19 protein-coding genes are annotated in these 20,328 nt (G+C 62.5%); 9 read left to right on the top strand and 10 right to left on the bottom strand.

The features are described 5' to 3' along the window. Window positions 1–222: 222 nt before the first annotated feature. The 5 genes from rfbB to ACN9MB_RS04120 are packed head-to-tail and all read left to right on the top strand — an operon-like array spanning window position 223 to window position 5,081. Window positions 223–1,293 (top strand): dTDP-glucose 4,6-dehydratase, encoded by a 1,071-nt coding sequence (gene rfbB, locus ACN9MB_RS04140; RefSeq protein ID WP_426270873.1) that lies wholly within the window; start codon window positions 223–225, stop codon window positions 1,291–1,293. Continuing rightward, window positions 1,290–2,177 carry a glucose-1-phosphate thymidylyltransferase RfbA gene (gene rfbA / locus ACN9MB_RS04135; protein ID WP_426270872.1) on the top strand — a complete coding sequence of 296 codons (888 nt, stop codon included), beginning with the start codon at window positions 1,290–1,292 and terminating at the stop codon, window positions 2,175–2,177. Before rfbB ends, rfbA begins: the two co-directional genes overlap by 4 nt. Then, the gene (gene rfbC / locus ACN9MB_RS04130) at window positions 2,174–2,731 is read left to right on the top strand and encodes a dTDP-4-dehydrorhamnose 3,5-epimerase (RefSeq protein WP_426270871.1); all 558 of its coding nucleotides are present in this window, start codon (window positions 2,174–2,176) and stop codon (window positions 2,729–2,731) included. The genes rfbA and rfbC overlap by 4 nt, the downstream gene beginning before the upstream one ends. Then, on the top strand, window positions 2,728–3,675 hold the full coding sequence (rfbD, locus tag ACN9MB_RS04125; protein ID WP_426270870.1) for a dTDP-4-dehydrorhamnose reductase: 948 nt from the start codon (window positions 2,728–2,730) through the stop codon (window positions 3,673–3,675). The genes rfbC and rfbD overlap by 4 nt, the downstream gene beginning before the upstream one ends. Next, window positions 3,669–5,081: a mannose-1-phosphate guanylyltransferase/mannose-6-phosphate isomerase gene (locus ACN9MB_RS04120; protein ID WP_426270869.1), complete on the top strand. Its 1,413-nt coding sequence runs from the start codon at window positions 3,669–3,671 to the stop codon at window positions 5,079–5,081. The genes rfbD and ACN9MB_RS04120 overlap by 7 nt, the downstream gene beginning before the upstream one ends. A 65-nt stretch (window positions 5,082–5,146) precedes the next feature. On the opposite strand, the gene glmS is transcribed toward ACN9MB_RS04120, so the two are convergent. The 5 genes from glmS to ACN9MB_RS04095 form a co-directional block, all read right to left on the bottom strand. Next, window positions 5,147–6,976 (bottom strand): glutamine--fructose-6-phosphate transaminase (isomerizing), encoded by a 1,830-nt coding sequence (gene glmS, locus ACN9MB_RS04115; RefSeq protein WP_426270868.1) that lies wholly within the window; start codon window positions 6,974–6,976, stop codon window positions 5,147–5,149. 137 nt (window positions 6,977–7,113) lie between these two features. Next, window positions 7,114–8,484 (bottom strand): pyridoxal-phosphate dependent enzyme, encoded by a 1,371-nt coding sequence (locus ACN9MB_RS04110; RefSeq protein WP_204636091.1) that lies wholly within the window; start codon window positions 8,482–8,484, stop codon window positions 7,114–7,116. Between the two features lie 156 nt (window positions 8,485–8,640). After that, on the bottom strand, window positions 8,641–8,868 hold the full coding sequence (locus ACN9MB_RS04105; protein ID WP_204636090.1) for a YdcH family protein: 228 nt from the start codon (window positions 8,866–8,868) through the stop codon (window positions 8,641–8,643). 408 nt (window positions 8,869–9,276) lie between these two features. After that, window positions 9,277–9,891, bottom strand: coding sequence for a DUF4398 domain-containing protein (locus ACN9MB_RS04100; RefSeq protein WP_204636089.1), 615 nt, complete (start codon window positions 9,889–9,891; stop codon window positions 9,277–9,279). Next, a complete protein-coding gene (locus tag ACN9MB_RS04095; RefSeq protein WP_426270867.1) occupies window positions 9,888–10,433 on the bottom strand; it encodes a DUF4398 domain-containing protein in 546 nt (181 codons plus the stop codon). Before ACN9MB_RS04095 ends, ACN9MB_RS04100 begins: the two co-directional genes overlap by 4 nt. Before the next feature lie 131 nt (window positions 10,434–10,564). Between ACN9MB_RS04095 and ACN9MB_RS04090 the strand changes: the two genes are divergently transcribed. After that, window positions 10,565–11,683 carry a PilT/PilU family type 4a pilus ATPase gene (locus ACN9MB_RS04090; protein WP_204636088.1) on the top strand — a complete coding sequence of 373 codons (1,119 nt, stop codon included), beginning with the start codon at window positions 10,565–10,567 and terminating at the stop codon, window positions 11,681–11,683. Window positions 11,684–11,884: 201 nt separating this feature from the next. Here ACN9MB_RS04090 and maiA read toward each other — a convergent pair whose 3' ends face one another. Beyond that, entirely contained in the window at window positions 11,885–12,550 is a 666-nt protein-coding gene (maiA, locus tag ACN9MB_RS04085) for a maleylacetoacetate isomerase (protein ID WP_426270866.1), read from the bottom strand. Between the two features lie 139 nt (window positions 12,551–12,689). Between maiA and ACN9MB_RS04080 the strand changes: the two genes are divergently transcribed. Next, entirely contained in the window at window positions 12,690–13,868 is a 1,179-nt protein-coding gene (locus ACN9MB_RS04080) for a phosphoglycerate kinase (RefSeq protein ID WP_204636086.1), read from the top strand. After that, entirely contained in the window at window positions 13,868–14,500 is a 633-nt protein-coding gene (locus tag ACN9MB_RS04075) for an HAD hydrolase-like protein (protein ID WP_426270865.1), read from the top strand. Before ACN9MB_RS04080 ends, ACN9MB_RS04075 begins: the two co-directional genes overlap by 1 nt. Before the next feature lie 121 nt (window positions 14,501–14,621). On the opposite strand, the gene ACN9MB_RS04070 is transcribed toward ACN9MB_RS04075, so the two are convergent. Beyond that, window positions 14,622–15,128 (bottom strand): DinB family protein, encoded by a 507-nt coding sequence (locus tag ACN9MB_RS04070; RefSeq protein ID WP_426270864.1) that lies wholly within the window; start codon window positions 15,126–15,128, stop codon window positions 14,622–14,624. 339 nt (window positions 15,129–15,467) lie between these two features. Further along, window positions 15,468–17,471 (bottom strand): transketolase, encoded by a 2,004-nt coding sequence (gene tkt / locus ACN9MB_RS04065; RefSeq protein WP_426270863.1) that lies wholly within the window; start codon window positions 17,469–17,471, stop codon window positions 15,468–15,470. A gap of 256 nt (window positions 17,472–17,727) precedes the next feature. Between tkt and ACN9MB_RS04060 the strand changes: the two genes are divergently transcribed. Next, window positions 17,728–18,342 carry an outer membrane beta-barrel protein gene (locus ACN9MB_RS04060; protein WP_426270862.1) on the top strand — a complete coding sequence of 205 codons (615 nt, stop codon included), beginning with the start codon at window positions 17,728–17,730 and terminating at the stop codon, window positions 18,340–18,342. Between the two features lie 197 nt (window positions 18,343–18,539). On the opposite strand, the gene ACN9MB_RS04055 is transcribed toward ACN9MB_RS04060, so the two are convergent. Together ACN9MB_RS04055 and ACN9MB_RS04050 are read right to left on the bottom strand one after the other, a co-directional pair. Continuing rightward, entirely contained in the window at window positions 18,540–19,547 is a 1,008-nt protein-coding gene (locus ACN9MB_RS04055) for a class I fructose-bisphosphate aldolase (protein WP_426270861.1), read from the bottom strand. 148 nt (window positions 19,548–19,695) lie between these two features. Continuing rightward, the gene (locus ACN9MB_RS04050) at window positions 19,696–20,145 is read right to left on the bottom strand and encodes an energy transducer TonB (RefSeq protein ID WP_426270860.1); all 450 of its coding nucleotides are present in this window, start codon (window positions 20,143–20,145) and stop codon (window positions 19,696–19,698) included. Window positions 20,146–20,328 lie beyond the last annotated feature (183 nt).

Below are 20,328 nucleotides of genomic sequence, written 5' to 3'. Positions count from 1 at the left end.
GAGTCATCCTGGTCGGCACTGGAACGCTTCAGGCGAGCCAGCCCGCCCCGTGCCATTAAACCGTCTTGATCGCAACTGGCACCCATCGGGTAGCAATCCAGTGACTGTACAGGCTCTGACTCTCCGGCCAGCGCGGCTTGGTCGACGCTGCAAAAAAAGGCATCATGCGAAGCCCGAGATGAGGCACATCACGGCTATCTGAGCCAGCGTGGAAATATACAGATGACCCTCATGCCTTTCGGATCAGACCCAATTCTAGTCACTGGCGGCGCGGGCTTTATTGGCGCCAATTTTGTCCTGAAGGCGGTATCGAGCGGTCGGCGGATCATCAACCTAGACAAGCTCACTTACGCAGGCAATCTCGACACGTTGACCTCGTTAGAGGGCGATGAGCGGTATCAGTTTGTCCAAGGCGATATCGGCGACCGCGCCCTGGTAGCAAAACTGCTTGCTAGGTACCGCCCAGTGGCCATCGCGAACTTCGCTGCCGAATCCCACGTGGATCGTTCGATCGACGGCCCGGCGGCCTTCATCGAGACCAACGTGGTCGGAACGCTCGGACTGCTCGAGTGCGCACGCGACTACTGGCGCGAACTCCAAGGCGATGCGCGGAAAAATTTTCGTTTCCTGCACGTATCCACCGACGAAGTATACGGTTCGCTCGCGGCGGAGGGGCTGTTCACCGAGACCACGCCCTACGCCCCCAACTCACCCTATTCAGCCTCGAAGGCCGCATCTGACCATTTGGTGCGCGCTTTCCATCATACCTACGGCCTGCCTTCGCTGACCACCAACTGTTCCAACAACTACGGGCCGTATCAGTTTCCGGAGAAATTGATTCCGCTCACGATACAGAAGGCACTGGTTGGCGAGAATGTGCCGGTATACGGAGACGGCAGGAACATCCGCGACTGGCTGTTCGTAGACGACCACTGCTCGGCGATCCTGCGTGTACTGGAAGCTGGCCGAGTGGGTGACACCTACAATGTGGGCGGCAATGCCGAACAAGAAAACATTACGGTGGTGAAGACCATTTGCGCGCTGCTCGACCAATATCGACCACTAGCCGAGTGCAAGTCGCGAGAGTCGCTGATCACCTTCGTACGCGATCGGCCAGGACATGATCGGCGATACGCCATTGACGCCACCAAGCTCAAGCGCGAGCTCGGCTGGGCGCCCTCACATACCTTCGAGAGCGGTATCGCTCTGACCGTTCGCTGGTATCTGGACAACCAGCCTTGGGTGCAGCGTGTGCTTGACGGAAGCTACCGCATGGAAAGGTTGGGCGCATGAGCACTATAAAGGGCATCATCCTCGCTGGAGGATCCGGCACCCGCCTGTATCCGGTGACCCAGGCCGTGAGCAAGCAACTGCTACCGGTCTACGACAAGCCCATGATCTATTATCCGCTGGCCACATTGATGCTGGCGGGCATTCGCGACATCCTGGTGATCAACACGCCGCACGAACAAGCGCTGTTTCAACGCTTGTTGGGTGACGGCTCGCAGTGGGGCATCAACATCCAGTACGCCATCCAACCCTCACCGGATGGCTTGGCGCAGGCATTTTTGATCGCTCGCGAGTTTATCGACGACAAGCCCAGCTGCCTTGTGCTCGGCGACAACATCTTCTATGGCGTCGGACTCACGGAAAAGATTAGGCGCGCTGCCTTGCGCGATACGGGCGCCACTGTATTCGGATATTGGGTGAATGATCCCGAGCGTTATGGCGTCGCTGAATTCAACGCCCATGGCCACGTGATCGGCCTGGAAGAGAAGCCAGCCAAGCCGAAGTCCCACTACGCCGTGACCGGCCTGTATTTCTACGACAAACGAGCTTGCGATTTCGCTGCGGAACTGACGCCTTCTGTACGAGGCGAGCTAGAGATCACCGATCTCAACAAGCGCTATCTGCAGGAAGGGCAGCTGCATCTTGAGCGGCTTGGACGTGGCTACGCATGGCTCGATACCGGCACCCATGAGTCATTGATGGAAGCGGGCAATTACATCGAAACCATCGAAAAGCGGCAGGGTCTCAAAGTCTGCTGCCCTGAAGAGATCGCTTTCATAAATGGTTGGATCGATCAGGAGCAGCTCCAACGCCTCGCTGCCCCCTTGATCAAGACTGGCTACGGACGGTATTTGAGTCTTCTATCTGAGCAGGGCAGCGTGGAATGAAGACGATCCCATCGGGCCTTCCAGGAGCGCTAATCATCGAGCCGAGAGTCTTCGGCGATGAACGAGGCTTTTTCTACGAAAGCTACCACCAAGAAAAGTTCGAGCAAATCGGCATTGGCTCTAAGTTCGTGCAATCGAACGTCTCGCGCTCAGCACAGGGCGTATTGCGCGGACTGCACTATCAGTGGCCCCATCCGCAGGGGAAGTTGGTCAGCGTACTTGAGGGTGAGGTCTATGACGTGGCCGTCGATATTCGCCGTGGCTCGCCGACCTTCGGTCAATGGACCGGCGTGATGCTTACCGGTGAAAACCATCGCCATTTCTGGGTTCCGGAAGGCTTTGCGCACGGCTTTTGTGTATTGTCAGAGGCCGCGACATTTACTTACCAATGCACCGCACTGTATGACCCCTTGGCTGACCGCGCGATACGATGGAACGATACCGCTATCGGCATCGACTGGCCGGTCTCCGTGCCGCTGCTGTCCGAAAAGGACATGCGTGCACCGCCGCTTGCCGATATACCTCCTGAATTACTGCCCGCGTTCACACCGTGAACATCCTGTTGCTAGGAGCCAATGGCCAACTTGGGCGAAGCTTCGTCGAGCAGGGACCGCTTGCTGAGCTTGGTAGCTTGACTTGCGCGAGCAGGGATGGGCGTCGCTTTGACGGTGCAAACATCGAGGTCGCCAATTTTGCTCAACCAGATTCACTCCGCGCCCTGCTTGATCGCATCGAGCCCCAGATAATCATAAACACGGCCGCTTACACGGCGGTGGATCGCGCAGAAAGCGAGGAAGCTCTGGCCCATTGCATCAATGGCGAAGCGGTCGGCCATTTGGGTGAATGGGCACGCCGACACCGGGCACTCGTCGTCCATTACTCATCGGACTATGTCTTTGATGGAAACGCCGCCCGCCCTTACACGGTGCGGGCACCCACCAACCCTCTAGGCGCCTATGGACGCAGCAAGCTTGCGGGCGAACTGGCTCTTCAGGCAAGTGGCGCCCAGCATTTCACCTTCCGCACAGCCTGGGTTTATGGGGCGAAAGGTCAAAACTTTCTACGCACCATGTTGCGCCTGGGTACTGAACGCGACTTACTGAAGGTTGTGGCTGACCAACGTGGCACCCCCACGCCCACGAGAGTTATCGTCGACGGAACGATTGTTGCGTTGCAGCATTGGTTGGCCGCCGCACCTGAGGCGCGAGCCCAGATGGAAGGGACGTATCACCTGGTGACCCGCGGCGAAACGACCTGGCACGGGTTCGCTTCAGCTATTTTTGAGTTGGCCCAGACGCAGGGGGTGCTGAACCGTCGGCCGTTCGTGGAAGCCATTACGGCGGCTGAATATCCTAGCCCCGCCAGGCGACCGGCCTATTCCATACTCGACACCCGCTGCTTCGAAGAGCGTTTCGCCGTTACACTGCCGGTTTGGCAAGATGGCTTGATAGCCGTCATGCACGAATTAGCTTTCAAGGATAGTGAAACTCCATGTTGATTCCTCTTATTCTCAGTGGTGGCAGTGGTACACGACTTTGGCCGGTATCGCGTAAGAACCTTCCCAAGCAGTTCTTATCGCTCACGGGCCAGGGCACTCTGTTCCAGCAGACAGTCGAACGGACGCGACTGCTACCGGATGTGGGATCCCCCATTGTGGTAGCCAGCGAAGATCATCGTTTCCTCGTTGCAGAGCAGTTGCTTGAATCGGGCATAGAGAACGCCACGATCGTGCTGGAGCCTTTGGCCCGCAACACTGCACCGGCCATTGCGCTCGGGGCCATCCAGGCAGTTGAGCGCGACGCCGAGGCCATCCTTTTGGTGCTACCTGCAGATCATCTGATCGGCGATACGGAGAGCTTTACCAATGGCGTGGGGTTGGCGTTGCCAATTGCTCGTGATGGCTGGCTCGCGACCTTCGGCATTCGCCCGGATCGACCGGAAACTGGATTTGGCTATATCCGCCGTGCTGAATCGATCGGCGAGGGGGCGTATCAGGTCGCGCAATTCGTGGAGAAGCCAGCCCTCGCTACCGCCGAGAGCTATCTGGCGGACGGGGGATACGACTGGAACTCTGGCATGTTCCTATTCAAGGCATCGCGCTATCTTGAAGAGCTTGAGCTCCACGCTCCAGAGATACTCCAAGCCGTGCGCGCCGCACATGCCTCTGCTAAAGGTGATCTCGACTTCGTACGTCTCGATTCTGAAATTTTTGCCCAGGTGCCTGACAATTCCATTGACTACGCGGTTATGGAAAAGACCCGTCGCGCAGCCGTTATTCCAGTGGCGTGCGAATGGAGCGACATCGGTTCGTGGTCTGCTTTGTGGATGGCGGGTATTCGCGACGCGCAAGGCAACCTGCGCGAGGGCGATACCATCGCGATCAATACCGCCAATTCGCTGTTGCGGTCGCACGATCGCCACCTGCTTGCTACGGTTGGGGTGGATGATCTGATTGTCGTCACGACTCCCGATGCAACATTGGTAGCGCATCGCGATGCAGCTCAGGATGTCAAGCGAGTGGTGGATGAACTCAAGGCCGCTGGTCGCAGTGAGCATTCTTTGCACCGCATCGTTCGCCGACCTTGGGGAAGCTACGATTCAATCGAGTCCGGCGAGCGCTTCCAGGTGAAGCGCATCGTTGTAAAGCCTGGTGCTGCATTGAGCCTGCAGAAGCATCATCACCGCGCGGAACATTGGATCGTGGTATCAGGTACGGCCGAAGTCACCTGCGACGAGCGCGTGTTCCTGTTGGGTGAAAACCAGAGTACCTACATCCCGTTAGGAAGCGTCCATCGTCTCCGCAATCCAGGCAAGGTGCTCTTGGAATTGATCGAAGTCCAGTCAGGCAGCTATCTCGGCGAAGACGATATTGTACGGCTCGAAGATGTTTACGGCCGTTCCTGAGAATTGGGCTCCAGCATCGAAAGAAAGCCGCGCGTTTGCGGCTTTTTTGTATCTTGAAGGCAGGGCTATTCCACCGTCACCGATTTCGCCAAATTCCTCGGCTGATCCACATCCGTACCTCGCAGCACCGCCACGTGATAGGCGAGCAACTGCAACGGCACGGTGAACACAGCTGGGGCGATGAAGTCGCCGCCGCCGTTGATGCGCAAGGTGACGCCACGCGCGCCGTTGCCTTCGAGGCTGGCCTCGCCATCGGCGAAGACGAGCAGTTCGCCGCCGCGGGCGCGGACTTCCTGCAGGTTGGATTTGAGCTTGTCGAGCAGCGGGCCGTTGGGGGCTACCGCGATCACCGGCATGTCTTCGTCCACCAGGGCGAGCGGGCCGTGTTTCAGTTCGCCGGCAGGATAGGCCTCGGCGTGGATGTAGGAGATTTCCTTGAGCTTAAGCGAGCCTTCCAGCGCCACCGGATATTGCGCGCCGCGCCCCAGGAACAGCGCGTGCTGGCGGTGGATCAGGTGCTCGGCCAGTTCGATCACCTGCGGTTCCAGCTTGAGCGCATCTTCGAGCGCACGCGGCAGATGCTGCAGCTGGGCGCAAAGATCAATGTAGCGGCCGTTGTCCATGCCGCGGTGGTGCGCCAGGTGCAACGTAAGCAAGCCGAGGGCAGCGAGCTGGGTGGTGAAGGCCTTGGTGGAGGCCACGCCGATTTCCGGGCCCGCGCGCGTCATCAACTTGAGGTCGGACTCGCGGACCACGGACGACTCGGGCACGTTGCAGATCGCCAGCGTGCCCAAATAACCACGGCGACGCGACTCGCGCATCGCGGCCAGCGTATCGGCCGTTTCGCCCGACTGCGAAATGGCCACGAACAAGGTGCCATCCGGCACCACGGCTTCGCGGTAGCGGTATTCGCTGGCCACTTCCACGCTCACCGGCAGGCGCGCGTGCTCTTCGATCCAGTACTTGGCCACCAGACCCGCGTGATAGCTGGTGCCGCAAGCGATGATGTGCAGGCCGCGCACCTTGGCGAGCAGCTCGTCACCATCGACGCCGAAGATGTTCGGCAACACGCCGTGCGGACCGATGCGCGCTTCCAGCGTCGCGGCCACGGCCGCGGGCTGTTCGAAGATTTCCTTCTGCATGTAGTGGCGGTATTCGCCCCGCTCCACCGCATCGGCCGAGAGCTCGCTCTCGTGCATGGAGCGTTCGACGCGCTGTCCGTGCAGGTTGTAGATGTCCACCTGGTCGCGGGTGATTTCGGCGACGTCGTCTTCGTCGAGATAGATGATCTTGTTGGTGACCTGGATCAGCGCCTGCGCATCCGATCCCAGGAAGTGCTCGCCGATGCCCACGCCCACCAGCAACGGCGCACCGTGGCGCGCCCCCACCACGCGACCCGGCTCTTTGCTGCTGACGACGGCAATGGCATAGGCGCCCTCGAGTTCGCGCACGGTGGCCAGCACGGCATCACGCAGGTTCATGCCCGACTGCACGTGTTCGTTGATCAGTGCCGCCATCACTTCGGTATCGGTTTCCGAAGTGAATACGTGGCCGCGCGACTGCAGATCCGCGCGCAGGCTGGCGTAGTTCTCGATGATGCCGTTGTGCACCAGGGCTACGCTGCCCGCCATGTGCGGATGCGCATTCGCTTCGTTGGGCACGCCATGCGTGGCCCAGCGCGTGTGCGCGATGCCGGTGCCACCGGGAAACGGTTCGGCGAGATAGAGGGCTTCCATCTCGCGCACCTTGCCCTTGGCACGTACGCGGCGGATCTCGCCGCGATCGAGCACGGCCAGGCCGGCTGAATCGTAACCGCGGTATTCGAGCGCCTTGAGGCCGGCAATCAGCAAGGGGGCCACATCACGCTGGGCGGCGGCGGCAACGATTCCACACATAAGCTGTTACTCCTTGAAGCAGCGCGGACCATGACAGTCGCGAAAACGCGACTGTGGCCGCAACCGATTTCAGCAAACTTTCGTGGCGATGGGCGGGTATTCCGATGGCCTATGCTGAACGCCTCGCCGCCCGCGCTTCAATGCACCTTGCGGCGTAGATAGTTCAGCAGATCGATGCGGGTGATCAGGCCCAGGAACTGGTCGCCGTCCACCACGATGGCCACGTGTCCGCGGTCGAACACGGGCAACAGGGATTCGATCGGTGAGCGCACGTCCAACATGTGCAGGCTGGTGATCATGGCAGTGGACACCGGGTCGCGGAACCGGGCTTCGTCCACGTGCACGTGCATCAGCACGTCCGATTCATCGAGAATGCCGACCAGGCGGCTGCCATCCATCACCGGCAGCTGCGAGACGTCGTACAGTTTCATGCGCGTGTACGCCGTCATCAACAACTCGTTCGGGCCGATCACCACCGTGTCGCGCTGGGCGAACGGGCGCAGCAGCAGGTCGCGCAGGTCGCCGTGCTGCTCGCGCTCGATGAAGCCGTTGTCGAGCATCCAGTAGTCGTTGTACATCTTCGACAGGTACTTGTTGCCGGTATCGCAGACCAGCGTGACCACGCGCTTGGGCGTGGTCTGCTCGCGGCAATAACGCAGCGCGGCAGCCAGCAAGGTGCCCGTGGACGAGCCGCCGAGGATGCCCTCCTTCGCCAGCAGCTCGCGCGCGGCCAGGAAGCTCTCCTTGTCGGGAATGGCATAGGCCTTCTTCACGCGCGTGAAATCGCTGATGCCCGGCAGGAAGTCCTCGCCGATGCCTTCGACCATCCAACTGCCCGACTTGGTCGAGAGCACGCCTTCGTTGATGTACTGCGCAAGGATCGAGCCCACCGGATCGGCCAGCACGAAGTCGGTCTCCGGCGAATGCTGGGCGAAGAACTTCGACAGGCCGCTGAGCGTGCCCGACGAGCCGCAGCCGACCACGATCGCATCGACCTTGCCGTCCAGCTGCGCCAGGATTTCCGGGCCGGTGGTGGCGATATGCGCCGCCGGGTTGTCCGGATTGCCGAACTGGTTGATGAAGTAGGCGCCGGGCGTTTCGCGCGCGATGCGCTCGGCCATGTCCTGGTAGTACTCCGGATGGCCCTTGGCCACGTCCGAACGGGTGAGCACCACTTCGGCGCCCATCGCCTTGAGATTGAAGATCTTCTCGCGGCTCATCTTGTCGGGCACCACCAGGATCAGGCGATAGCCCTTCTGCTGCGCCACCAGCGCCAGGCCCAGGCCGGTATTGCCGGCCGTGCCTTCCACCAGCGTGTCGCCGGGGCGGATCTTGCCGGCCTTTTCGGCGCCGTCGATCATCGACAGGCCGATGCGGTCCTTGACGGAGCCGCCGGGATTGGCGCTTTCCAGCTTGAGGAACAGCTCACACGGTCCAACGTCCAGGCGCTGCGCGCGTACCATCGGGGTACGTCCGATCAGTTCGAGGACACTCTGGTGGACCGACATAAGAACTCCTTGCTGTAGTCAGCGGCCGCTTCTTGGTGGCCGCTCGGAAAGGCGATGATAACCGAGCCCGGCTTGGCCCCCACGCGGATGCCGGAAACGACGCGGCCCCGGAGCCGTGAGGCGCCGGGGCCGCGTTCATGCGAAAACGTCGCAGAATCAGTTGATGTGGTGCGCTCGGTTGTCCCACATGCGCTGGAGTCGCTCCTTCGCGTGGAGTTTCTCCTTCTTCATGCCCGATAACGTCATGTCATCGATGGGAAGCACGCCGATTTCGGCATCGTGCACCTTGCTGTCGAGTTCTTTGTGATGCTGGTAGAGCCGGCGAAATTCGGCATCTGCCTTCATCAATGCTTCGACATCATCACGCTGCTGGTTTTCAAACATGATCGAACCTCCTCTGGCGAGAACGGCAGGCACCTGACAGGGACGCCTGCTGACGAGGAATCACGCACACGCACCCGCTGTCCATGCCGGTCGACCGGTGCACGGATAACGATGAAAGGGGAAGAATGGGTGCATGACTCAGGTCGGTGACCCAGGACGCGGAGATGCCCCCTGGGAACTTGACCCTACTCCCCGATTTGGGGTCATGCAAGCGTCATTTGGCCCGCCACGAACGATGGAACTTTCTGAAAAAAGAGTGCCAGAACAGTCTTTTGCGCAACACCAACGCCGCCGTTGCGAAATTTGAACAGAGTCGTCCGCGAACCCCTTTGTCTCGACCATGGGACAGACAAATAAAAAGGCCGACGGAGTGACCGCCGGCCTTTCGAGCACATCGAGGATCGGGACTTACTTGCCCTGATCCTTGTTGGTCGAGCCGTCGCCCTGCATCTGCTGACGCATGGCGCGCGCTGCCTGGGCAGCCAGGTCAGCCTGCTTCTTGGCGGCATTGGCGACCTTGGCCTGCGCCGCCGCCAGTTTCTTGGCCTGGTCGGCCTGGGCCTGGGCCTGGGCGGCCGCTTCAGCGCCCGCGGCAAGCTGGCGATCGGACTCTTCCTGGGCCGCCTGGTATTGCAGGCGCTGGCGTTCGAGTTCGCGGCGCGCCATTTCCGTCTCGCGGCGGCTGCCATCGAGCTGAATCTGGTCGTGCTCGCGATCGAGCTTGCCGATCTGCAACTGGGCGTCCTGCAACTGCGCCGTGGCGCGGGCCAGGTCGACCCGGCGCTCCGCGATGTAGAGCGCATGCGCGCGATCGCGCGAACGGGCCTGGGACAGCTGGTTCACGGCGTCACGGGCGCGCGCCTGCTCGGCCTGCGCATAGGTGCCGATGGACGGGTCGCTGGAGAGCTGGTCGAGGCTGTTGTTCAGCCGCGCCACGTCCATGTCGTCCTTGGCGGCATGGGCAGCGCCCACGGCGGCCAAGGCGAACACCAGCGTCGAAAGCTGGAGGGTCAGTTTTTTCATAGGTGGCCTCCCTGGTCAGTGCTCGACGATGGAGCCGGCTGGTCGGGATTGGGGTTCTGCGGATAGGTCTGGAAACCCTGCCCCTGCGGTACCGGCTCACCCAAGGCGGAACTCGGCGGCGCGGGCATGTCCGTCGTCTGCTGCGGGGGCGGCAAGTTGGCGGGCTGGTTCTGGTCCTGCTGCTGGTCGGCCAGGGATTGGTCGATCTGCTCGCGCAGTTGCTGGTTTGCCGAGGTCTTGTTCTGGATCTGCGACCGCGCCGCACCCAGGCGGGCCTTGGCGCGGGCCAGTTCGGCGCTGGCCCGGGCCTCGTCGGCCAGTTGGGCGGCGACGTCGTAGTCGCGCTTGGCCATGGCGTTCTGGGCCTGCTGGAACTTGTCCTGGGCGTTGCCCAGGTCAATCGGGTCGTAGACCGCGGCGTCGGCATCGCGTGCCGCCCGCAACTGAGCCTGCGCCTGATTCAGGATCCCGTCCGGCGGCGGCGTGGACGCGCAACCGGCCAACGCCAGCGTCATGGCCAGCGTCAGGGTCGAAACCGCCAAACGGGCAACCGGGGGTCGCTGTCTCGGCGGGGAAAAGATGTGCACCATCACTCAGTCCTCTCAGAGTGTCACAGCGTATTGTGGGCGGGCATAATCCACTTTAGCAATGCGCACGGAACTAGGGGATTCGAGTGGACATTGGTTATTTCCTCAAGCTAATGGTTGACAAGGGCGCGTCGGATATGTTCCTGACGACGGGCGCCCCTGTGAACATTAAGGTCGAGGGCAAGCTTTACCCGCTGGGCAATACCGGCCTGCCCAGCGGCATGGTGAAGAAAATCGCCTATTCGCTGATGGACGAGGGCCAGGTACCGCAGTTCGAGCGCGACCTGGAACTGAACATGGCACTGGCCGTCAAGGAAGCCGGCCGTTTCCGCATCAACGTGTTCAAGCAGCGCGGCGAAGTGGGCATGGTCATCCGTGCCATCAAGAGCGAAATTCCCAGCATCGATCAGCTGCAGCTGCCGAGCATCTTCCGCGAGCTGATCATGGAGCCGCGCGGCCTGATCCTGGTGGTGGGTGCCACCGGCTCGGGCAAGTCGACCACGCTGGCGGCGATGATCGACCACCGCAACCAGAATTCCTCGGGCCACATCCTCACCATCGAGGACCCGATCGAATACCTGCACCGGCACAAGAAATCCATCGTCAACCAGCGCGAAGTCGGCCTGGATACGCACAGCTATCACGAGGCCCTGCGCAACGCGATGCGCGAGGCGCCGGACGTGATCATGATCGGCGAGATCCGAGACACCGACACCATGGAAGCGGCCATTTCGTTCTCCGAAACCGGTCACCTGTGCCTGGCCACGCTGCACTCGAACAACGCCGACCAGACGCTGGAACGCATCCTCAACTTCTTCCCGGAATCGGCGCACAAGAACGTGCTGATGAACCTCGCGCTCAACCTGCGCGCGGTGATCAGCCAGCGCCTGGTGATCGGCAAGGACGGCCGCCGCCTGCCGGCGACCGAAGTGCTGCTCAACACACCGCTGATCCGCGACATGATCCGCCGCGGCCAGGTGCACGACGTCAAGGAAGCGATGGACCGCAGCCTGCAGGAAGGCATGCAGACCTTCGACCAGTCGCTCTATCGCCTGTACAAGGAAGGCCGCATCGAGTTGGAGGAAGCGCTCAACAAGGCCGACTCGCGCGATGGCCTGGCGCTCAAGATCCGCCTGTCCGACAGCGGCGGCAACACCGAGAGCACCGAACTGGTCGGCAACGACCCGTACGGGCTGGGCTTCTAGACACAAGCCCTGCCGCGCGGCTTCAAGTCCCCTCACCGTCATTCCGGCGCACGCCGGAATCCAGTAGCGAATGCGCCAGGTTGTCGCGTCAGGGCCCCAAGCTCTTGGCGAAACCTGGAACTGCGGCCACTGGATTCCGGCGTGCGCCGGAATGACGGCGAGGTGAAGACCGACCGCTCGCACTGCGTTAAAAAAAAAGTCTCAAGCCGCAGTCGGAGCATCAGGCTGGGCTTCCGGCGCAGCCTTCTGAAACGCCTGCAGCTCTTGGCAAGCCTCATGGATCCGGTTGATGGTCGGGTAATCATCCATCGGCAGCTTCCAACGCACGGCGTTGTACACCTGCGGCACCAGGCAGGCATCGGCCATGCCGGGAGTGTCTCCATGGCAGAACCGACCGGTCGCCACGTTGCCCGCCAGCATCGCTTCCAGCGCCTGCAGGCCCAGGCTGATCCAGTGGCGCGACCACACGCCCTTACCCGCATCGTCCGCCCCCAGCTGAGCGGTCAGGTACTGCAGCACGCGCAGATTGCCCAGCGGATGCAGGTCGCAGGAGATGACCTGCGAGAGCGCGCGAACGCGTGCCCGACCGGCCGGAACCGATGGCAGCAGCGGCGGCTCGGGATGGGTTTCGTCGAGGTACTCCATGATCGCCATCGACTGGGTGAAGACCTGGCCGTCATCGACCAGGCAGGGCACCAGTTCCTGCGGGTTCAAGGCCTGGAAGTCCGGCTGGTGCTGCTCGCCGCCGTGATTGAGCAGGTGCACCGCCTTGTGCTCATACGGCAGGCCTTTCAGGTTCAGGGCAATGCGCACCCGGTAGGCCGCGCTGGAGCGCCAGTAGCCGTACAAGACCCGTTGCTGACCCATGACTTTGCCCTTCCGCTGAGATCCCAGAACCCTAGGATACCTGTCGCGCGGTTTGCATCGCCGGGAAACGGGCAGGACAATAGGCGGTTCGCGCCCTATGGCGTCCGCATCCATGCATCCATCCCGAGGGAGTTCCGCCGTGTCCGTTACCCGCATGAGCGATCTTGATCTGCGCGGCAAGCGCGTGCTGATTCGCGAAGACCTGAACGTACCGATCGAGAACGGCCGGATCACTTCCACCCAGCGCCTGGACGCCGCCCTGCCCACCCTCAAAGCCGCCCGCGATGCCGGCGCCAAGGTGATGGTGCTCTCGCACCTGGGTCGTCCGAAGGAAGGCCAGTTCGACGCCGAGTCCTCGCTGGCGCCCGTCGCCAAGTGGCTGGGCGACAAGCTCGGCCAGCCGGTGCGCCTGGTGGCCGACTACCTCGACGGCGTCGACGTCGCCGAGGGCGAAGTGGTGGTGCTCGAGAATTGCCGCATGAACGTCGGCGAAGGCAAGGACGACGATGCGCTGGCCAAGAAGTACGCCGCGCTGTGCGACATCTTCGTCATGGATGCCTTCGGCACCGCGCACCGCGCCCAGGCATCCACCCATGGCGTGATCAAGTTCGCCCCGATCGCCGCTGCCGGCCCGCTGCTGTCGGCCGAGCTGGACGCACTGGGCAAGGCGCTGGAACAACCTGCCCGCCCGCTGCTGGCCATCGTCGCCGGCTCCAAGGTCTCGACCAAGCTCACCCTGCTGGAAAACCTGATCGGCAAGGTCGATCAGCTGATCGTGGGCGGCGGCATCGCCAACACCTTCATCGCGGCCATGGGTTACTCGGTGGGCAACTCGCTGTATGAGCCCGACCTCATCGGCGCTGCCAAGAAAGTGATCGCCGACGCCAAGCGCCGCAACGCCGATGTTCCGCTGCCGGTCGATGTGGTGGTGGCACCGGAGTTCTCCGCGCATGCACCCGCCACGGTGAAGCCGGTGGACGAAGTGAAGGAAGGCGAGCTGATCCTCGACATCGGGCCCGAGACCGCCCGCCGCTACGCCGAAATGATCGCCAAGGCAGGCACGGTGGTGTGGAACGGCCCGGTCGGCGTGTTCGAGTTCGACGCCTTCGGCCACGGCACCGAAACGCTGGCGCGTGCCGTTGCCGCCTCGCCGGCCTTCTCCATCGCCGGTGGCGGCGACACGCTCGCAGCGGTGGACAAGTACGGCATCGAAAAAGACGTGTCGTACATCTCCACCGGCGGCGGTGCCTTCCTCGAATTCCTGGAAGGCAAGGAACTGCCGGCGGTGGCAGCCCTCAAGGCACGCGCAGGAAAGTAATGCTCTGTCTGTTTGATCTCGATGGCACGCTGATCGACTCGGAGATCGGGATCCTGGGCTGCGTCCGCCATGCGCTGACGCAGCTGGGCGTGGCGCATCCTGCGGAGATGCGCCACTGGATCGGTCCGCCGCTGCGGCACAGCTTCGCACCGCTGCTCGACCACGATCACGATCGTGTCGAACAGGCGGTGGAGTTCTACCACGAGCGCTTCCATGCGATCGGCTGGCAGGAACACACGGTCTATCCCGGCATCGAGTCGATGATCGGGCGCCTTCAGGCGGCCGGCCACACCCTGGCCGTAGTCACCAGCAAACCGGAACGGCACGCGCGGCCGATCATCGAACACCTGCCGTTCGGCGCCGCGTTCAGCCGTCTATATGGCCCGGACCCGTCCAGCCCGCACAGCGAAAAAGCCACCATGATTGCCGCCGCCCTGGCCGATTTCGGCGCCGCGCCGGAACACACGGTGATGATCGGCGACCGTCATTTCGACATCGACGGTGCGGTGGCCAATCGCGTTCGCGGCGTTGGGGTGCTGTGGGGTTTCGGCAGCCGGACTGAGCTGGAAAAAGCCGGCGCGGATGAGCTGGCTCGCGACCCGGAACATCTGGCGCAATTGCTAACTCGTTAAGCGGGCAATCGATCCATTGAGCCGATACCTTGTGGGAGCGCACCCTGTGCGCGACTGCAACCTGCGGGGTTTCCTCTCCTTGGGGCCGTCGCGCACAGGGTGCGCTCCCACAGGTTAGACATCAGACCTCGTCGATCAAGCTCGACAGATCGGTCGAACCCACATCCACGCCCGCCTGCGTCAACAGCGTCGTCACCTGACCGCGATGATGCGTCTGGTGATTGAAAAAGTGCATCGCCAGGAAGAAATACGGCTTGCGGAACGCCTCGCCGCGGGTATTCAGGTACGCCAGCGCGTGATCGAGATCGTCCTCGCTCACGTCCTGCGCCCATGCCTCGATCACACCATCGAGAAAGCGCCGGTGCGAAGTCAGGGCAGCCAGATCGCCAAAGGGTTGCGCGGCAAGATCGCGTTGAATCGGCACGCCCCTCAACGGTTCCAGCGCGGCATAGTTCGCCGGATGGGCGGCGAAGCGTTGCAACCAGATCGTGTCGGCCACGGCGATATGACTGAGCGTGGCGTGGATCGAGCCGAAGAATGCGCCGCGATCCGCCAGCACCTCGTCGGGCGGCAGCGTGGCCGCAGCCGCGTAGATTTTCTCGTTCATCCAGCGATTGTAGGCGGCCATTTGTCGTAGATGGTCGCAGCGCGAGGGTGCGGGTGGGTTCATGGCTCAGCGAGGTGCGTTGGCAAGTCGCCAGCGTAGCCACCGCGCCGAATGAAATCACCTGCCGAACGGCAAGTCGTCAGAAAGCGGCCACGGCCTCCCGCGAAGATCTTCAAGCCCGGCGGCTTGACCGTGACCCGCGTTTGAGCCGATACCTTGTGGGAGCGCACCCTGTGCGCGACGGCAACCTGCCCGATGGCGGCTCCGATGGGCCGTCGCGCACAGGGTGCGCTCCCACAGGGGCTATGCGAAAAAAAAGCCGCGGCAAGCCGCTGCTTTTTTTCATTCAACGCTATCGCCTCAGCCGATCACGCGCTTCACCGAATCGACCACATGGGCCACGGTGAAACCGAAGTGCTCGAACAGCTGCGGCGCCGGTGCCGAGGCACCGAAGCTGGTCATGCCGACCACGTCGCCGTCCAGGCCCACATACTTGCGCCAGAAGTCGGACGTCGCCGCTTCCACCGCCACACGCGCGCGGCACCAGCCCGGCAGGATCGCTTCGCGGTATTCCAGCGGCTGCGCATCGAACACTTCCGTGCACGGCATCGACACCACGCGCACCGGCACGTTCTGCTGTGCCAGCGTGCGGGCTGCTTCCATCGCCAGTTCCACTTCCGAACCGGTGGCGATCAGAATCGCCTTGAACTTGGCGTCCTGCGGATCGGACAGCACGTAGGCACCGCGCGCGATATCGGCCACCTGCTGCGCGCTGCGCTGCTGGTGCTTGAGGGTCTGGCGCGAGAACACCAGACACGCCGGGTTGCCCTTGCGCTCGATCGCCAGCTTCCACGACATCGCCGATTCCACAGCGTCGCACGGACGCCACAGCTGGTTGTTCGGGATGTAACGCAGCGAAGCGAGGTGCTCCACCGGCTGATGGGTCGGGCCGTCTTCGCCCAGGCCGATCGAGTCGTGCGTGTAGACGTGGATCGCGTGCGCCGGAATCAGCGCACTCATGCGCACGGCGTTGCGCGCGTAGTCGGAGAACACCAGGAAGGTGGCGTCGTACGGAATGAAACCGCCATGCAGGGCCAGGCCGTTGGCGATCGCGGTCATGCCGAACTCGCGCACGCCGTAGTACACGTAGTTGCCCTTGGGATCGAAGCCGTTGCCGGCGTCGACGCTGCCCTTCCACTTGGTCAGGTTCGAGCCGGCCAGGTCGGCCGAGCCGCCGATCAGTTCCGGCAGCAGCGGCGCGAACGCGTCGATGGTCATCTGCGAGGCCTTGCGCGAGGCCACTTCCGGGCCGTCGGCCTGCAGCTTGTCGACGAAGGCCTGCGACTTCTCAGCCCAATCGGACGGCAAGTCGCCGGCAATGCGGCGATTGAACTCGGCAGCCAGTTCCGGGAACGCCGCGGCGTACTTCGCCACCAGGTCGTCCCACTTCTGCTCGCGCTCGGCGCCAGCCTTCTTGTGATCCCAACCGGCATAAATCTCGGCCGGGATCTCGAACGGTGCATGGCGCCAGTCCAGCGCGTCGCGCGCGGCGGCCACTTCATCCTTGCCCAGCGCAGCGCCGTGGCTTTCTTCCTTGCCCTGCTTGTGCGGCGCACCGAAGCCGATGATGGTCTTGGCGCAGATCAGCGTGGGCTTGTCAGACTGGCTGGTGGCTGCGGCAATCGCCTTCTTGATCGCATCGGCATCGTGGCCGTCGACGCCGCGGATCACGTTCCAACCATACGCCTCGAAACGCTCCGGCGTGTTGTCGGTGAACCAGCCGTGCACTTCGCCGTCGATGGAGATGCCGTTGTCGTCGTACACCGCCACCAGTTTGCCCAGCTTCCAGGTGCCGGCCAGCGAGGCGACTTCATGCGAGATGCCTTCCATCAGGCAGCCATCGCCGAGGAACACATAGGTGTGGTGGTTGACGATCTCGTGGCCGGGACGGTTGAAGTGTGCGGCGAGCACCTTCTCGGCCAGTGCAAAACCGACCGCGTTGGCCAGACCCTGGCCCAGCGGGCCGGTGGTGGTTTCCACGCCTGGGGTTTCGCTCGCTTCCGGATGACCGGCGGTCTTGGAATGCAGCTGGCGGAAGCGCTTGAGCTGATCCATCGGCAGGTCGTAGCCGGTCAGGTGCAGCAGTGCGTACTGCAGCATCGAGCCATGGCCGTTGGAGAGTACGAACCGGTCGCGGTTGAACCACTTCGGGTTGGTCGGATTGTGCTGGAGGAAATCGTTCCACAGCACTTCGGCAATGTCCGCCATGCCCATGGGCATGCCCGGGTGGCCGGAATTGGCCTTCTCCACAGCGTCCATGGCGAGGGCGCGTACGGCGTTGGCAAGTTCGCGACGGGTTGTCATCTAGGGGTCTCCGGGGAAGGCGGCCAATAAAAGCACGCATTGTCGCCGATCCCGCTCGGCCCTGTCCCCCAGTCACGCCCACTTAGCCAATTGTTAAGAAAATTAACTCGACCTTAATAATGAACTAATCAGTATTGAAACTATCTGACGACCCCACCATCTAAGTAAAAGTACCGCCCACACGGGGTACCCAGCCGCGCTCCACCGAACCCCCGGCGCCGCGGCCTGGCCCAATAAGATGATGAGGAGTGCCCCCATGAAGAACACCATTCTTGCTCTCGCCCTTGCTACCGCTGGCCTCGCCGCTGTCCCGGCCTTTGCCCAGGACATCGTCCAAGGCAATGCCCAGCAGGGCTGGTACGTCGGCGCCAATGCCGGCTACGGCCAGGTCCAGAAGGGACCTTATGACAACGGCAATTTCGCTGGCGGCGTGAAGGGCGGTTACCGCTTTGCCCTCAACCCGGACACCTCGCTGGGTGCCGAAGTCGGCTACGTCTACCTGGGCCGTGCCGACGCGCGTGGCCAGTACACCCAGAACTACGCCAACTACAACGGCGACAACGGCAAGTCCAAGCTGCAGGGCGCGACCGCCGGCCTGAACCTGCGTTACAGCTTCAGCCCGAACTGGTACGGCGAAGTCCGTGGCGGCGCCTTCTTCGCCAAGGGCTCGGGTCTGACCGACGACAAGCTCAATCCGGAGATGGTCAACTTCAACAGCACCCGTTACTACGCCGGCCTGGGTGCGGGCTATAACATCAACAAGAACATCAGCGTTGGCCTGAACTGGGACTACTACGACGGCAGCCAGAGCGACAAGAACATCCGCCTGCCGACGAATTTGTATAGCGTGAGCGCTGAATATCGGTTCTGAGTTGGTTGAGCCGGCCGCTACGCGGCCTGTGAAGTCGCTCGCTGCGCTCGCTGTGAATGGTCAATGGCAAGAGCGGGTTGCGGTTAGCGGAAAAACAAAAAGGGCGCCTCACGGCGCCCTTTTCTTTTTACCTTTTACAGCGAGCGCAGCGAGCGGCTTCACCACTCACAGGACGCGCCAGCGGCCGACTTCACCGCTTATTTGGCATTCCACTGGCCCAGCGCGGCGAGGCCGTTGTCCTTGGCGCGAGCCAGGACGGTCTTCTGCGCATCGGCGTAGTTCGCCTTCATGTCCTTGGACCACAGCTTCAGCGCGGCCTGCTGCATGGCGCGGCCGTAGGAGAAGCTCAGCGGCCACGGGTGCGGGCCCATGCGGTTCATCGCATTGAGGTGGGCGGTGGACTGCTCGTCGGTCTGGCCGCCCGAGAGGAACACGATGCCCGGCAGGGTCGCCGGCACGGTGGTCTTGAGCACGCGCACGGTGGCTTCGGCGACTTCTTCCACTTCGGCCTGCTCGTCCGATTCCTTGCCCGGAATGACCATGCTGACCTTCAGGATGGTGCCTTCCAGCATCACGTTCTGCTCGTACAGCGCATTGAACAGGCTGCGCAGCACGGCTTCGTGCACTTCGTAGCTGACTTCGATGCTGTGGTCGCCGTCCATGATCACTTCCGGCTCCACCATCGGCACCAGCCCGGCTTCCTGGCACAGCGCGGCGTAACGCGCCAGCGCGTGGCAGTTCGCTTCGATGGCCGTGGAGGACGGATTGTCTTCGCTGATGTTGATCACCGCGCGCCACTTGGCGAACTGCGCACCCAGCTTCACGTATTCGGCGAGACGCTCGCGCAGGCCATCGAGGCCTTCGGTGACGACGTCGCCGGGGAAACCGGCCAGCGGCACCGGGCCCTTGTCGACCTTGATGCCCGGGATGATGCCGTTCTTCTTCATCACCTGGGTGAACGGCACGCCGTCCCTGGTCGACTGGCGGATGGTTTCGTCGTACAGGATCGCGCCGGAGATGTGCTCATTGAGGTTCGGCGCGGTGAGCAGCAGCTCACGGTAGGCGCGACGGTTCTCTTCGGTGTTGTCGATGCCAACGGCCTCGAAACGCTTCTTGATGGTGTTGGTCGACTCGTCGATGGCGATGATGCCCTTGCCGGGCGCGACCATCGCGAGGGCAACGCTTTCGAGATCTTCGATGCTCATGACAACTCCGGATACTTAGGCGGTGTGGGCCGCACAAGGTGATGCCGCCCGGAGGCGGCAAGGTCGTGAAAGGCGGAGATTATAGGCCATAAGCCATGGCAGGGCCTTGAGGAGGCCCTGAACGGCGCCAGCGCTGGCCTGACAGGCCTCAGGCCTGCTCGAAGCCCGGCAGTTTGCAGGCGTCGATGATGGCCTGCTTCTGGGCCGCATCGGCCGGCAGGTTGAACGGCACGATGTAGTAGGTGTTCACGGGCTCGTGTGTGCTGTTCTTCAGCGACGGACCGTAACGCAGGTTGGTCACCACGCTCTTGGCCACCGCATCGAGATCGCTCTGCGGCACCACTTTGCGCACGGTAACGTTCTGCGGCACGCCATCGGTGCCGATCATGAAGCTCACGGCCACGCAACCGGGCTTGTCCATATTGCGGCCGCTGTTGGGAATGTCGGCGGCGACCTTGGTGTTCAACATCAGCCAGTACGACTGGATGTGCTCGGGGCCCACCATGCGTGCCTGGGATTGTGCGAGCAGCGGCGCCGCGCCCGTGATGGCCAGTGCCAGCACCAACGCCTGGGTCATGCGACGTGACTTCGTGTTCATGGAAAACCTCCTGCTCGTGGTCGGGGACGATGCACCGATTCTAGGGCCTGTTGGCACTATCCGCGGCGCCGGCGACGAAGGCGTGAAGCGTGAGGTTCACCTTGCGAAATGTTGGTTGACGGAGAGCCATCGCCCGCCGACCCGGCCCACACCGGATCGACGGACGAGGCATCTCAACGAGCG

It is taken from the genome of Dyella kyungheensis (assembly GCF_049913195.1).
In the GTDB taxonomy this organism is placed as follows: Bacteria; Pseudomonadota; Gammaproteobacteria; order Xanthomonadales; family Rhodanobacteraceae; genus Dyella; species Dyella kyungheensis.
The sequence above is the reverse complement of the archived record's forward strand: the minus strand, read 5'-3'. Positions and strand labels throughout refer to the sequence as shown.

What these genes read in the sequence shown, in the direction of transcription:
- rfbB (WP_426270873.1), top strand. Translation starts at nt 223, where the DNA reads ATGACCCTCATGCCTTTCGGATCAGACCCAATTCTAGTCACTGGCGGC.
- rfbA (WP_426270872.1), top strand. Translation starts at nt 1,290, where the DNA reads ATGAGCACTATAAAGGGCATCATCCTCGCTGGAGGATCCGGCACCCGC.
- rfbC (WP_426270871.1), top strand. Translation starts at nt 2,174, where the DNA reads ATGAAGACGATCCCATCGGGCCTTCCAGGAGCGCTAATCATCGAGCCG.
- ACN9MB_RS04120 (WP_426270869.1), top strand. Translation starts at nt 3,669, where the DNA reads ATGTTGATTCCTCTTATTCTCAGTGGTGGCAGTGGTACACGACTTTGG.
- glmS (WP_426270868.1), bottom strand. Translation starts at nt 6,976, where the DNA reads ATGTGTGGAATCGTTGCCGCCGCCGCCCAGCGTGATGTGGCCCCCTTG.
- ACN9MB_RS04110 (WP_204636091.1), bottom strand. Translation starts at nt 8,484, where the DNA reads ATGTCGGTCCACCAGAGTGTCCTCGAACTGATCGGACGTACCCCGATG.
- ACN9MB_RS04105 (WP_204636090.1), bottom strand. Translation starts at nt 8,868, where the DNA reads ATGTTTGAAAACCAGCAGCGTGATGATGTCGAAGCATTGATGAAGGCA.
- ACN9MB_RS04100 (WP_204636089.1), bottom strand. Translation starts at nt 9,891, where the DNA reads ATGAAAAAACTGACCCTCCAGCTTTCGACGCTGGTGTTCGCCTTGGCC.
- maiA (WP_426270866.1), bottom strand. Translation starts at nt 12,550, where the DNA reads ATGGGTCAGCAACGGGTCTTGTACGGCTACTGGCGCTCCAGCGCGGCC.
- ACN9MB_RS04075 (WP_426270865.1), top strand. Translation starts at nt 13,868, where the DNA reads ATGCTCTGTCTGTTTGATCTCGATGGCACGCTGATCGACTCGGAGATC.
- ACN9MB_RS04070 (WP_426270864.1), bottom strand. Translation starts at nt 15,128, where the DNA reads ATGGCCGCCTACAATCGCTGGATGAACGAGAAAATCTACGCGGCTGCG.
- tkt (WP_426270863.1), bottom strand. Translation starts at nt 17,471, where the DNA reads ATGACAACCCGTCGCGAACTTGCCAACGCCGTACGCGCCCTCGCCATG.
- ACN9MB_RS04060 (WP_426270862.1), top strand. Translation starts at nt 17,728, where the DNA reads ATGAAGAACACCATTCTTGCTCTCGCCCTTGCTACCGCTGGCCTCGCC.
- ACN9MB_RS04055 (WP_426270861.1), bottom strand. Translation starts at nt 19,547, where the DNA reads ATGAGCATCGAAGATCTCGAAAGCGTTGCCCTCGCGATGGTCGCGCCC.
- ACN9MB_RS04050 (WP_426270860.1), bottom strand. Translation starts at nt 20,145, where the DNA reads ATGAACACGAAGTCACGTCGCATGACCCAGGCGTTGGTGCTGGCACTG.